Here is an 11,793-nt window from a genome sequence, read left to right on the forward strand (position 1 = left end):
ATTTCATTTTCTGTGTCACAAAAATCCGATCCTTTCATTTTCCGTGGCACAAACAAGCCTCCGCTGTGCCACAGAAAATGAAAACCCCCTTATAAATCAACGGGTCTGATTTCACATATGTTGGCACCCGTCAGCCGCGCAGGATGAAGATCGTGGGCGACGATCTTCATCCGATCGGAACGCTCGAAACCTCGCGCGTTCCGATCCGCACTTACCGCTCGCTTCAGACGATCATTTCTAGATCGTCGCCAGCACTCAGCACGCCTTGCCGTGTGCGGCGTGCGCGCCCTTGGCCTTCGCATCGGCTTCGGACATGTACGAGCCGCGCTTCGTCTTGCCGAAGTACTTGTCGTTGGCGCAGTGATAGACCTTTCCATTCACCCACACTTGCCCTGCTGCAGGGACCGATGAAGCCGGGGCGGATGCAGCAGGCGCCGCGGCGGGCTTGGCTGCGGGGGCTGCAGGAGCAGGCTTGGGTGCGGGCGTAGTCGCTGGAGCAGCCGGGGCCGCGGCGGCCGGACTGCTTGCTGCTGCTGCAGCAGGCGGCTGCTGTGCAAAGGCAGAAATCGCAAATGCGGAACTGGCGGCCAGCAGGAACAGTGTTTTTTTCAAGATTGCACCTCAGGAAACCGCACGGAAACACGTGCATGTTGTCGCCAACGTCAACTCCGTAGCCCGGTTGACCAAACAGTCGCTCGATGTGTGACGAGCCGTACCGCGCGAGACCTATTTCACATTCGCAAAGAGCAAGTTCGCTTCGATGGCCTCCACGCGGTCCCGGCTGTCGGCGGGAGCTCGCATGCATGAGTTGTCTCCCTCAGATTGCACTCAGGCCCGGCAACCCGCCGGAGTCGTCAATCGCAATCCAGGCCATTGATTGAAAAAGGGAAAGACCATGAAAGCCAAGCTGATCTCACTCGCCATCGTCGCAGCACTTGCTGCCGGCTGCGCATCCGAGCAGGCAACCCATACGGCCGTCGGCACCGGTGCCGGCGCAGCGGTCGGTGCCGGTGTGGGCAACCTCATCGGTCGCGACAAGAAGAGCACCGCCATCGGCGCCGCGGTCGGTGCGGCAGTAGGCGCGGGTGTCGGCTACAACTGGACCAACATCCGCAACAAGCTCAGCAGCCAGACCGCGGACACCGGCACGCAGATCGTCGATCAGCCCGACGGCTCGCTGAAGCTCAACATCCCGAGCCAAGTGACCTTCGACACCGACAGCGCCACCATCAAGCCGTCGTTTCGCACCGTGCTCGACGGTGTGGCCCAGACGATCTCGCAAGAGCCCAACATCAATGCACGGGTGGTCGGCCACACCGACGGCACCGGCAATCCGGAGCACAACATGACGCTGTCGCAGCGACGCGCACAAAGCGTGGGGACCTATCTGGTCGACCATGGCGTGAAGAGTGCGCGTCTCACGACCGAAGGACGAGGCCAGACGCAGCCGGTGGCAAGCAACGCCACGGAAGATGGGCGCACACAGAATCGCCGGGTCGAGATCTATCTGAAGCCGGTTTCGCAGTAGTCCCCAGACCGAGGGAGCGCATTCGGCAATGCGCTCCTGTCAACACGGCCCGCACGCCATCCGTTGCGGGAGTCGGAACCCTCCCCTCACTCACTCCGAATGGAGCTCACATGAAAAGCCTTCTTCTTGCTCTGACCGTTTCACTGGGCATGGGCAGCGCATTTGCGCAACCCGACAGCGGCATCCGCGTAAGCACCGACCCGGCTCGTGCAGCGGCGGTACTGAATCACGCGCAGCAGCTGCAGGCGCAGCCCGCGGACAAGACGGCAATGATGGCGCCCAGCACCTCTGCCAAGGTGAACAAGCACAAGGCTCGTCACCACCACGCCAAGCGGCACGCCAGGAAATCCTGAAGTCAGCTTGCGACTCCAGGGCCAGGTCCCTTCGATCGGTCAGGACCTGGCATCCTGCGTGATGCTGTCGAGATACTTGGCCGGCGGCTTTCCCAGCGCCTTCTTGAACATCGTGATGAAGGCCGTCACCGACTCATAGCCGAGATCGCCCGAAACCTGCTGCACGCTTGCGCCGGAGGCCAGTTCCCGTATTGCGACGACCAAGTGCAATTGCTGACGCCAGCGGCCGAAGGTCAGCCCTGTTTCCTTCACGACCAGACGTGCCAGGCTGCTCTCGCTGAGGGCGACGCGGCTGGCCCATTCGGCCAGCGTGCTGCGATCGGATGGGTCTTCCGCCAGCGCTGACGCGATCCGCTTCAGCCGTGGCTCGGTCGAGAGCGGCAGGTGCAGGTGCTGCACGGCCATCCGGGGCAGTTCGCGCAGCAGGACCTTCGTCAGGAGGTCCTCTCTCCCTTCGTCGCCGTCATCATCAGCGGCCTGATCGGACAACTCGACGATCAGCTCGCGCAGCAACGGTGAGATCGCAAGCGTGCAGCATCGATCCGGCAGGCTGACGACCTCCGGCTCGATGTAGACGAAGAAGAGCCGGGCATTCGCTGTGGCGAGGTTGCTGTGCGGCATGCCTCCCGGAACCCAGACCCCGCAATGAGGCGGCACCATCCAAAGGCCGCTGGGGACGCGACACGTGACGCCCCCTCCCAGCGCGAAGACGAGTTGCCCCTTGCGATGCGAATGATCGGGCACCTCCGACCTGGTCCCGACGACATCGACGCGCACGGCAATCACCGGCGCGGAGACATCGTCCACGTCGAGGTCCGGCCACGGGTAGCGAAGAGACTGCCGCATGACTGCCTATTTTTAGCGATCGATTGACGGGATATCCAAATTAATTCGAGAGGGGAGTCGATAAATTTCCGATCGACGAACGGGCAGACCGGAGCATGTCGCTCGCGCCCATTGCGGGTACCGGTCGGGTGCCCGCAAGACAAGGAGTACGGCCATGCACGCCTTCATGACCTCGAAAGCCGCCGAACTGGGGCCGCAAGTTCGCACCCGGTCCGGTCACGTCCGCGGCCGCCAGCGGGATGCGAACGGTGTGCTGGCGTTCAAGGGCATGCCGTACGCCGCTCCACCAGTCGGGGCGCTGCGCTGGCGCGCGCCCCAGCCGCCGACGCCCTGGAGCGGCGTGCGCGATGCACTGGAATTTGGCGCAGGGTGCCTTTCGGCCCTCGAGAACGATCATCGGCCGGGGCCACGCAGCGAGGATTGCCTCTATCTCAATGTCTGGACCGCCGCGAAGCAGGCTGACGAGAAGAGGCCGGTGATGGTGTGGATCCACGGCGGCGGCTTTCAATTCGGCTCATCGGCCAATCCCGCCACCGACGGAGGCCTGCTGGCGGCCAAGGGTGTCGTGGTTGTCAGCTTCAACTACCGACTCGGCATCTTCGGATTTCTCGCCCATCCCGATCTCGACCTGGAAGCCCCGTCGGGCAACCACGGCCTGCAGGACCAGCTGGCGGCGCTGTGCTGGGTCAAGGCCAACATCGCCGGCTTCGGCGGCGATCCCGACAACGTCACCTTGTTCGGCGAATCCGCCGGCGCCATGGCCGTCGGCATCCTGATGGCTTCGCCGCTCAGCCACGGGCTGTTCCACAAGGCCATCGGCGAAAGCGGCGCCTTCTGGGACGGCAGACACGGGCCGCTCCAGGGTTTCGAAGAAGCCCGGGCACGAGGCCTCGCCTTTGCCCGTCAACAGGGCAACGCGTCCATCACGGCCTTGCGCGCCATGCCGGCCGAGCAGTTGAACGCGGCCGCGCCCTGGAGCTTCCAGTCCAGCCCCGTCGTGGCGGCGTTCTCGCCCGGCATCGACCGTCACGTGGTGCCCGACGCGCCTGCTGCGCGTTTCCTGCGCGGGCAGCAGATGCACATCCCCTTGCTGGCCGGTTGGAACGCCACGGAGGAATTCCCTTTCCTTTCGCAGTCGCTCCCCGATCGATCGGTCCGAGCCTTTCGTGCCGCGGCCGAGGAAATGTTCGGCAGCGAGCGCATGGCGGATTTCCTGAAGGCCTACCCGGCCGACACCGACGCGCAGGCAAAGACTTCCGCCGCCGCGCTTACGGGCGACCAAGTGGTCGGCGAGCAGTGCTGGCAGTGGCTTCGACTGCATCGAGCAAGCAGCCGCGCGCCCGTGTACGGCTACCTGTTCAGCTACACGTCGCCCTATACGCCGGTCGCCTCGCACGTCACCGAGATCCCGTTCGTCTTCGGCACGCTGACACCGCAACAGGTGGTCGGCAGCACCACGCCACCGGCCGACGCGGATCGCGCGCTGGCGCGGACGATGATGAGCTATTGGGTGAATTTCGCTACGTACGGGGATCCCAACGGCCCCGGACTGCCGCCGTGGCCAGCGTATGGCGAGGAAGACGTCGTGCAGATCTTCGGCTCGACGGTCGAGGCTGGTGTCAATCCGCAGGCTGTGCGCTTTCGCTTTCTCAGCGGTTTCAGGCAGGACGGGGTTTTGCCGGTGCGTTGGCGTGATGGGCCAATGCGGCCAAGCCAATGAAAAGTGTGCATCGAGATTCGAGAAGTTCGCATTGCGTGGACGGGCCGATTTACTTTGCGTTCAAGGATGAAGAGATGATGGACAGGCGATCCTGTGCAAGGCATCGCGAGCGCGCCCGTGACTTCAAAAGCGAAAATCCCTTTGAAATCAACGCATCGCCTTTCATCTGTCATGTCACCCGGCAAATAGTCCTGCGGACTTACGGGTTAATGCTGGAATTGCCGCTAGCAACAAATTTCGGCTCCTCCCATCTCTTTCCGCCGACATGGGTTAGAGCTTCTCGAAGAACCCCGGCGATTCGCAGTGACTGTCGAGCGCCAGACGGGAGAGCCTGGCTTTCCAGTTGCTCCCCCGCCACGAAGTCGTCGTCTTCTTCTGGCAGTTGACGGTCTTGCCGTCGAGGCGGGTCCTCTGATCACCACAGTCCATCTCGCTGGACCCGCGCGACCGGCCCAGAGACTGCCATGTCGTACATGGTTCTTCGCATAGTCCCTGGGTACAGAAGCGCGTCATTTGACCCCCCACGCGCTAGCGTAGCCGCGACACACGCGGTGTCCCCGAAAGACAACGAATCTCTTCCTTGCCCGATCTCGGATGGACAGTTGCTCACGCAATGCCCAACGTCTGATGACACTCAGTGTCGCCACGTCAATCACTCCTGTGCTCCTGCCGCTAAAAGCAGCAGGTTAGGGTTACTACGTGGGTCAGTTTTAGATGGAAATCACACCGTCAACTGGGTCACTTCTGGATGGAAATCAACATTCTCCCCACTGCCGGAGCAGAAGAAGAGCAAACGCCGCAGCCAAACCACCGACGAGCGTTGAGCGGATAACGGACTTTTCGCATGTTTACCCTCCACTGCTCGGATGCAGACGGAAAGTCCGTGAGCCTGCGCTACGCGCCTCACGCGAGCTCACTGACCAACATGGATGGAACGCCGGTTCTCGCGAACCGGAAGGCCAGGGAGCATCCCGCCTGGGAAGATGCCGTGCGCGTCAGCCCAGGACATCCTGGACGAAAGCTCGCGAATCCATCCGTTCTCAAGATCCAGTTGGGCTTGGGATGCAACTACACCTGCTCGTACTGCAATCAATCCAGTCAGGTCGACTCGATGGCCATGACCAAGACGGCAGACGCGCATTCGTTCCTGCAGGACCTGGAGAAATGGCTCAAGGAGCCTCCCTCGCGCATCGAGTTCTGGGGTGGAGAACCCCTGCTGTACTTCAGAAAGCTCGCCATTCTTGTTCCCGAGCTGGACAGGAGATTTCCAGACGCCGAGTTCTGCATGGTCACCAACGGGAGTTTGCTGACCCAGGAGATCCTTGACTTCATCGCTCGCTACGACATCTGCATTACCGTGTCCCATGACGGCCCCGGTCAGCATTTGCGCGGGGAGGATCCTTTCGACAACCCTCCCCGGGCCAGCCTGCTGAAAGCATTGTGGAATGAGCGGAAAACAGGTGAGCGGATGTGGTTCAGTTCGGTGCTGACTCCCGGCAACAGCGATCCGGCCGCATTGCGCCGCTGGTTTGTCGAAAAACTGAACGACGAGTCGGTCGTTACTTCGCTGGAGGGAGTGGTTGCCACGCACGACGACCAGTCCCTTGCAGGGCCTGGTGTCTGGAGCCCCGAGCAATACGGATCGCTGAAGAACGCCGTGGCCTCGTCATTCGAGACCGGCGAGGCACTTCTGATCCCGGCCCTCAGAGACAAAGCCAGGAGCTTCATGGAATCCCTCCTGATGGGGACCCCCTCGAGTTCGATGGGCCAGAAGTGCGGGATGGACCGTAGCGACCACGTCGCCGTCGATCTGCACTCCAACGTGCTCACATGCCACAACACCGGAGCCAACGCGCAGCACGGGCTCGGGTCCGCCCTGGCAATGGATGACATCCGTCTCGACACATCCACCCATTGGGCGTATCGCGAATGCTGCAGCCACTGCCCGGTACTTCAATTGTGCGGGGGGTCATGCATGTATCTTGAAGGCGAGCAGTTCGCCCAGTCATGCGAGAACGAATACCAGTTTGGCCTTGGCGTCCTCGACGGAACGTTGCGCCGGGCTTTGGGATTGAAGCTGGAAAGCATTGAAGGAGACATCCGACGCCCAGCTCGGCGAAAGGTGATCTCGATCGTTGCCCAGGCTTGATCACCCTGTCGCGGCAAAGTCCAGGCTTGGCTCCGGCTGAACTTCAGAGTGGCTAGGGACACCCCAGCCTGAACTGCCTGTCCCGCGTGCGCCGCCGCTCTTCGCGCAGCCAATCCTGCGAGTAGGTTCCCTGCGGCTGCCGTCCGAGCGCATCGAGCCACTTGATGCGCTCGGCGAGTTCGCTGCACTCGGCCATGCCGCGATCGACGTTCTGCGCCACTTGCCGCTCGTACTGCTGCTGTTGCGCAGCGATGACCGCGTTGTTCCGGATCGATGCCTCGCGGTCCTGCGGACTCATTCCGTCCGCGATGTTCACGTCGCGCCGCAGGCGGACGGTGGTGGCACGCGAACCTTCGGGGCAAGGCCCGTCGGAATACGCAGCCTTGCCTGACGGCGCGAGGCACTTCGTCACCTCGAAGGTGTCGGGCGTGGTCGCGCCTCCCTGGGAGGGCGAAGGCGCCACAGGAGGCGAGGGGCGGGCGGTTGTCGAGGGCTGTGTTGCCACAGGAGGTGTGGCGATCGGGCGGTGCGCGGGGCGTTGCGTCAGCAACCATTCGGCCGCCAGATAGAACAGGAACACCACGAGTACCGCCAACGCCAGCCACAGCGCCAGGTGGCGCTCCGGCCTGGGCCGCAAGCCTCGCTCCCACGCGGTCATCGCCTCGCGGCGTTCGCGCATCGCGTCGTGTTCGTCGTCGGTGCTCATGGAGCCGCAGTATCTGCGTTGTGCACCCTGGCCATCCACCCTCGCCGAGTCCGTGCCCAGACCCACCGAATCAGGGTTTCCCTGAGGTTTGTTAATAAAAGTAGCCGGCAGCCGCGTCACACGGTCGTCATCAGCTATGAAAACAATAGCATTCAGTTCCAATCCGAAGATCGTTCCTCGTAAACGCTATATCTAGCCCGACTCTTGCTAAGCAAAATCCCCAACGGATTTCACGTCACGCAAGATCGAGGACCACACAGCAATGAAACCTATGCGTCTCCGCCGGCCGCTGGCCGCGCTGGTATTGGGCGGTACCGCAGCATTCCTCGGGGCCGTGACTTCGGCCCACGCGTTCTCGAACCCGCCCATCCAAGTGGCGCAGGGCATCGAATACATGTGCGGTGGCGCCGCGAAGGACGAGGCCGCGTTCATGGAAATGGTGGCGCCGCGCTGGGCCGCGACCATCGAATTCGGCGTGAGCGACGGCAAGGGCACGCAGCAGCCCGGCTTCCCGGCCAAGGCCGCCATCGAGGTGCGCCAGAAATACACCGGCCAGGTGGTGATGGACGTGCAGTCGCAAGGCCCCTACATGCTCGCGCGCCTCAATCCAGGCGCCTATGACGTGAACGTGACGCTCGGCGGTCTCACGCTGACGCAATCACTGGTGGTGATTGCCGGTGTGCCGGCGCGAGCCTCGTTCGTGTGGCCGTCGAATTTCGACATGGCCTCGGTGACGCCGCCGCAAACACAGACGCTGGCGCAGACCTCTTCCGCCGCCCGCTGAGCAGGCAGCGACGGGCACGCTCCACCGCGTGCCCGCTCTTTTTCCAGGTCAGCTTTTCCTAAGCCGCGCCCCGCACAGTGGCACCGTGGCTTCCCGCCACGCCAGGAAAGAAAGGATTCAGACCATGACCCCCCGTCTTCCATCACTGCGTCCGATGCGGGCGCTGGCGGCCGCGATGTTCTGCGGTGCCGTCCTGCTTGGCGCGCTGTCGTCGGCCCAGGCGGCGGTGAACCCGCCGATCTACATGACGCACGGTGTCGAGTACATGAGCGGCGGCATCGGCAGCGACGAGGCCCAGCTGATGGAGACGGTATCGCCGCGCTGGCCCGCGACGTTCGAATTCGCGATCAAGGACCACAAGGGTGCCGATTTCGCGGCCAACGTGCACGTGACGGTGCGCGACAGCAGCGGCGTGGCGTTGCTCGACAACGTGGTCTCGGGCGGCCCCTTCATGGTCGCGCGCCTGGACCCGGGCAACTATCAGGTCGAGGCACGAATCGGCAGCCAGGTGCTGAAGCAGGAGCTGCGCGTGCCGCAGGGCGCGCCGGCCAAGGCGACCTTCGTCTGGCCCGCCGGCACCGACATGGCTTCGGCGGGCACGCGCCCGGTGCAGTAACACAGCGAAAGTGGGCGCCGGCACCGCATCCGGCCGGCGCGCAAACCGCAGGCCGGGTGAAGCCACAAGGCCTGCTATCCGGGTGCCTTGCGCTATAGAAAAAATAGCGACCGAGGCGCCTCGCGGTATCTTGAATGCGCGGCATGCGCCTTGCAGATGGCATGTCCCGGGCAGTGCCCGACCCCGTTGCCCCGATGCCGATCCGTCCCCTGAGCGCCCTGACCGCGCTGTTGCACGTCTATATCGCGCTGCGCCTGCTGCCCGCGCTGGCGGTGCTCACGCCCGCATGGCCGCTGGCGCTGCTCGCGCTGGTGGTGTCGGCGGCCACGATTCCGCTGCCTTTCGTCTCGTCGCGCCGTGGCGGGCGCAGCTCCCCGCGAAGCGATGTGCTGAAGTGGATCGGCCTGATCAGCATGGGCTGGTTCTCGTCGATGTTCGTGCTGACGCTGGTGCGTGATGCCAGCCTGCTGCTGGCCTGGCTCGCGGGCGCGCTGGGCGGCGTGCAGGTGCAATGGAACGCCCTGCGCCCGTGGAGCGCGCTGGCGGTGCTGGCGATGGCCACGGCCACGTCGGCGATCGGTTTCCTCAACGCGCGCCGCACGGCGGGCGTGAAGCGGGTGGACGTGCCGATCCGCGGCCTGCCGCAGGCGCTCGAGGGCTTCAGCATCGCGCAACTCAGCGACATCCACGTGGGGCCGACGATCCGCAGCGCCTACATCCAGCGCATCGTCGACGCGGTGAACCGCCTCGGCGCCGACGCCATCGCGATCACCGGCGACCTGGTCGACGGCAGCGTGCCCGAACTGCGCGAGCACATCGCACCGCTGGCCGGGCTGCGCGCGCGCCACGGCACCTTCGTGGTCACGGGCAACCACGAGTACTACGCGGGCGCGCATGCCTGGATCGACGAACTGCGCCGGCTGGGCCTGAAGGTGCTGCTCAACGAGCACGTGGTGCTGCAGACGCGCAACGTGCGCGGCGCGCAGACCGACGAAGAGCTGTTCGAAAGCGCACTGGTGCTGGCCGGCGTGACCGACTTCACCGCCGGGCATTTCGACGCGGCCCACGCGAGCGATCCGCACCTGGCGCTGCACGACGCACCGCCGCTGGTGCACACGCGCGTGCTGCTCGCGCACCAGCCGCGCAGCGCGCCGCTGGCGGCCGCGGCCGGCTATCAGCTGCAGCTGTCGGGCCACACGCACGGCGGCCAGTTCTTCCCGTGGAACCTGTTCGTGCCGATGCAGCAGCCCTTCACGGCCGGCCTGCACCGCCTGCACGACATGTGGGTGTATGTGAGCCGGGGCACCGGCTACTGGGGCCCGCCGAAGCGCTTCGGCGCGCCTTCCGAGATCACGCTGCTGACGCTGGTGACCGCGAAGAACTGAAGAATCTCGGTCAGGAATCCAGCCCCGACAGCCGGCGCGCATTGGAGGTTGCCGCGGCGTGGATCGGCTTCAGGCCCTGGCGCGCAATGCGCGCCGCTATTGCCGGCAGTTCGCTCGCCGCATCGACCGTGTCGGCGGCCGATTGCACGAAGGCATCGCCATGCGCGGCCGCCTGCGCCGGCGTGACGCTGCCCGCGAGCGAGAAGAAAGCCGTCGTGCTCTGAAACCATTGCTGCACCACCCGGTTGGCGAGCGAGAAATGGCTGCTGTGCCATTGCTTCGCCATTGCCATGCCCGATTCGCTCGCGGCCGCGAGCTTCTCCTGTCCCATGAGCTGGAACTCGGCAAGATCGTCCTCGCTGGGCGCGAGCCCTGCGCGGGCCATGCGCCCGGTGCGCATGCCGATCACGAGGCCGGACGACAGCAGCATCTCGTGGGTCTTGAGCGCCAGGTCGAACCACTGCATGAGCGGATGGGTCAGACGGGCGGCGGATGTAAGAGATGACATGTGGGAAGGCGCGATTGGGCTTGAAGGAGGTCAGACCACTATAGGCTTCGGAGGCCGCGAATGTTGCGGTGCAACAAATTTGGCTCTGCATTTTTGTTGATCAAGTTCCGTTTTCCGATGTGGAAATTACGTGCGAAACGGATGTTGGATGCGGCGGAAATTAATGATGCCGTCTTATTTCCGCCTCGGGCGAGGGCTTCGTCCGGCTGCGCTGCACCTTTCTAGCGTTTGCGCGGCGCCACACGCAACCGCCTGGCCCGCGCCTCCGTCACCAGATAGCCCAGCGCGGCCACCGCCAGCGGCAGCAGGTAGTACAGGCCGCGATACGCCAGCAGCGCGCCGAGCAGTTGCGCCTGCGGCACTTCGTGCGAGAGCAACGCCACGAACACCGCCTCGAGCACACCGAGCCCCGCCGGCACGTGCGTGACGACGCCGGCCACCGCCGCCACCAGCAGCACCGCGAGCACCTGCGCATAGGCGACCTGGCCCTGCAGCAGGAACCAGATCACGCCGCCCATCAGCGACCAGTTGGTGCACGACATGGCCAGCTGCAGCAGCGCCATCGCCAGCCCCGGCACCTTGAACGCGTGGCCCCGCACCCGCCACACACGCCCCTGCAACACGGCGCACAGCACCAGGTAAGCCAGCGCCGCCATCAGCAGCACCGCACCGAGGACGCGCAGGCCCTCGCTGCCGATCTTCCAGTCGGGCGGCAGCGTCATCGGCCAGAAGCAGAAGGCCGCGCCGGCAACCACCAGGTAGCCGAGCCAGTTGGTCAGCATGCTGAAGCCGAGCACGCGCGTGATGGTGTCGTTCGCAAGGCCCAGCCGCGAATAGAGCCGGTAGCGGAACGCCACGCCGCCCACCAGCGAACCGAGGTTGAGGTTGAAGGCATAGCTGATGAAGGTCACGCCCATCACCGTGCCCGTGCCGAGCCTGTGTCGCGTGAGGTGCCGGCCCAGCAGGTCGTAGGTGCTGTAGAGCGCGAAGCTGCAGGCCGCCAGCGCGCCCGCCGCGAGCAGGAAGATCAGGGGCAGCGCACGGACCGCGTCGAACACATCTTCCCATTCGATGGTGCGCGCCTGCCGCACGAGCAGCCACGCGATGAGCGCGAAGAAGCCCCACACCGCCGCGCGGCGCGCCCAGGGCCACCAGCTGTGGCGCGAAAGGGCCATGGTGCTCATCGCGATGCGCCCTC

The 11,793-nt window shown here is 64.5% G+C and carries 13 protein-coding genes and 1 pseudogene; 8 read left to right on the top strand and 6 right to left on the bottom strand.

The genetic code is table 11. The annotated features are described in order from the left end of the window. Positions 1-255 precede the first annotated feature (255 nt). Complete coding sequence (locus EJO71_RS20360) at positions 256-567, bottom strand: hypothetical protein (protein WP_240651464.1); 312 nt, start codon at positions 565-567, stop codon at positions 256-258. Here EJO71_RS20360 and EJO71_RS34780 point away from each other — a divergent pair. From EJO71_RS34780 to EJO71_RS20370, 3 genes are all read left to right on the top strand, one after another. Beyond that, entirely contained in the window at positions 473-706 is a 234-nt protein-coding gene (locus EJO71_RS34780) for a hypothetical protein (protein WP_240651467.1), read from the top strand. The two genes, EJO71_RS20360 and EJO71_RS34780, sit on opposite strands and share 95 nt — an antisense overlap. A 189-nt stretch (positions 707-895) precedes the next feature. Continuing rightward, positions 896-1,528 carry an OmpA family protein gene (locus EJO71_RS20365; RefSeq protein WP_125950220.1) on the top strand — a complete coding sequence of 211 codons (633 nt, stop codon included), beginning with the start codon at positions 896-898 and terminating at the stop codon, positions 1,526-1,528. A 110-nt stretch (positions 1,529-1,638) separates the two neighbouring features. Next, on the top strand, positions 1,639-1,881 hold the full coding sequence (locus EJO71_RS20370) for a hypothetical protein (protein ID WP_125950219.1): 243 nt from the start codon (positions 1,639-1,641) through the stop codon (positions 1,879-1,881). Between the two features lie 39 nt (positions 1,882-1,920). Here the strand turns inward: EJO71_RS20370 and EJO71_RS20375 are convergent, their stop codons facing one another. Next, a complete protein-coding gene (locus EJO71_RS20375; RefSeq protein ID WP_240651856.1) occupies positions 1,921-2,688 on the bottom strand; it encodes a helix-turn-helix transcriptional regulator in 768 nt (255 codons plus the stop codon). A 193-nt stretch (positions 2,689-2,881) separates the two neighbouring features. Between EJO71_RS20375 and EJO71_RS20380 the strand changes: the two genes are divergently transcribed. Further along, positions 2,882-4,447 carry a carboxylesterase family protein gene (locus tag EJO71_RS20380; RefSeq protein WP_125950217.1) on the top strand — a complete coding sequence of 522 codons (1,566 nt, stop codon included), beginning with the start codon at positions 2,882-2,884 and terminating at the stop codon, positions 4,445-4,447. A 575-nt stretch (positions 4,448-5,022) separates the two neighbouring features. Here EJO71_RS20380 and EJO71_RS20385 read toward each other — a convergent pair. Then, positions 5,023-5,103 (bottom strand): annotated as a pseudogene (locus tag EJO71_RS20385) (XRE family transcriptional regulator); the annotation flags it as partial. Between the two features lie 227 nt (positions 5,104-5,330). On the opposite strand from EJO71_RS20385, the gene EJO71_RS20390 reads away from it, so the two are divergent. Beyond that, positions 5,331-6,596 (top strand): radical SAM protein, encoded by a 1,266-nt coding sequence (locus EJO71_RS20390; RefSeq protein WP_164546856.1) that lies wholly within the window; start codon positions 5,331-5,333, stop codon positions 6,594-6,596. A 52-nt stretch (positions 6,597-6,648) separates the two neighbouring features. Here the strand turns inward: EJO71_RS20390 and EJO71_RS20395 are convergent, their stop codons facing one another. Further along, positions 6,649-7,302, bottom strand: a complete 654-nt coding sequence (locus EJO71_RS20395) for a hypothetical protein (protein ID WP_125950215.1) — start codon at positions 7,300-7,302, stop codon at positions 6,649-6,651. Between the two features lie 262 nt (positions 7,303-7,564). Here EJO71_RS20395 and EJO71_RS20400 point away from each other — a divergent pair, with 262 nt between their 5' ends. The 3 genes from EJO71_RS20400 (at position 7,565) to EJO71_RS20410 (ending at position 10,087) form a co-directional block, all read left to right on the top strand. Next, on the top strand, positions 7,565-8,086 hold the full coding sequence (locus tag EJO71_RS20400; protein WP_125950214.1) for a hypothetical protein: 522 nt from the start codon (positions 7,565-7,567) through the stop codon (positions 8,084-8,086). 124 nt (positions 8,087-8,210) lie between these two features. After that, positions 8,211-8,702, top strand: coding sequence for a hypothetical protein (locus tag EJO71_RS20405; protein WP_125950213.1), 492 nt, complete (start codon positions 8,211-8,213; stop codon positions 8,700-8,702). 134 nt (positions 8,703-8,836) lie between these two features. Then, positions 8,837-10,087 carry a metallophosphoesterase gene (locus EJO71_RS20410; protein WP_125950212.1) on the top strand — a complete coding sequence of 417 codons (1,251 nt, stop codon included), beginning with the start codon at positions 8,837-8,839 and terminating at the stop codon, positions 10,085-10,087. A gap of 10 nt (positions 10,088-10,097) precedes the next feature. On the opposite strand, the gene EJO71_RS20415 is transcribed toward EJO71_RS20410, so the two are convergent. Further along, complete coding sequence (locus EJO71_RS20415) at positions 10,098-10,595, bottom strand: polyhydroxyalkanoate granule-associated phasin (RefSeq protein ID WP_125950211.1); 498 nt, start codon at positions 10,593-10,595, stop codon at positions 10,098-10,100. Positions 10,596-10,816: 221 nt separating this feature from the next. Beyond that, positions 10,817-11,779: a lysylphosphatidylglycerol synthase domain-containing protein gene (locus tag EJO71_RS20420; protein WP_171022559.1), complete on the bottom strand. Its 963-nt coding sequence runs from the start codon at positions 11,777-11,779 to the stop codon at positions 10,817-10,819. Positions 11,780-11,793: the final 14 nt, after the last annotated feature.

Origin of the sequence: Variovorax sp. 679 (genome assembly GCF_003952185.1) — a bacterium.
Taxonomy (GTDB): domain Bacteria; phylum Pseudomonadota; class Gammaproteobacteria; order Burkholderiales; family Burkholderiaceae_C; genus Variovorax.

Coding starts and splice junctions, on each gene's coding strand:
- EJO71_RS20365 (WP_125950220.1), top strand. CDS start 896: ATGAAAGCCAAGCTGATCTCACTCGCCATCGTCGCAGCACTTGCTGCC.
- EJO71_RS20370 (WP_125950219.1), top strand. CDS start 1,639: ATGAAAAGCCTTCTTCTTGCTCTGACCGTTTCACTGGGCATGGGCAGC.
- EJO71_RS20380 (WP_125950217.1), top strand. CDS start 2,882: ATGCACGCCTTCATGACCTCGAAAGCCGCCGAACTGGGGCCGCAAGTT.
- EJO71_RS20395 (WP_125950215.1), bottom strand. CDS start 7,302: ATGAGCACCGACGACGAACACGACGCGATGCGCGAACGCCGCGAGGCG.
- EJO71_RS20400 (WP_125950214.1), top strand. CDS start 7,565: ATGAAACCTATGCGTCTCCGCCGGCCGCTGGCCGCGCTGGTATTGGGC.
- EJO71_RS20405 (WP_125950213.1), top strand. CDS start 8,211: ATGACCCCCCGTCTTCCATCACTGCGTCCGATGCGGGCGCTGGCGGCC.
- EJO71_RS20410 (WP_125950212.1), top strand. CDS start 8,837: ATGCGCGGCATGCGCCTTGCAGATGGCATGTCCCGGGCAGTGCCCGAC.
- EJO71_RS20415 (WP_125950211.1), bottom strand. CDS start 10,595: ATGTCATCTCTTACATCCGCCGCCCGTCTGACCCATCCGCTCATGCAG.
- EJO71_RS20420 (WP_171022559.1), bottom strand. CDS start 11,779: ATGAGCACCATGGCCCTTTCGCGCCACAGCTGGTGGCCCTGGGCGCGC.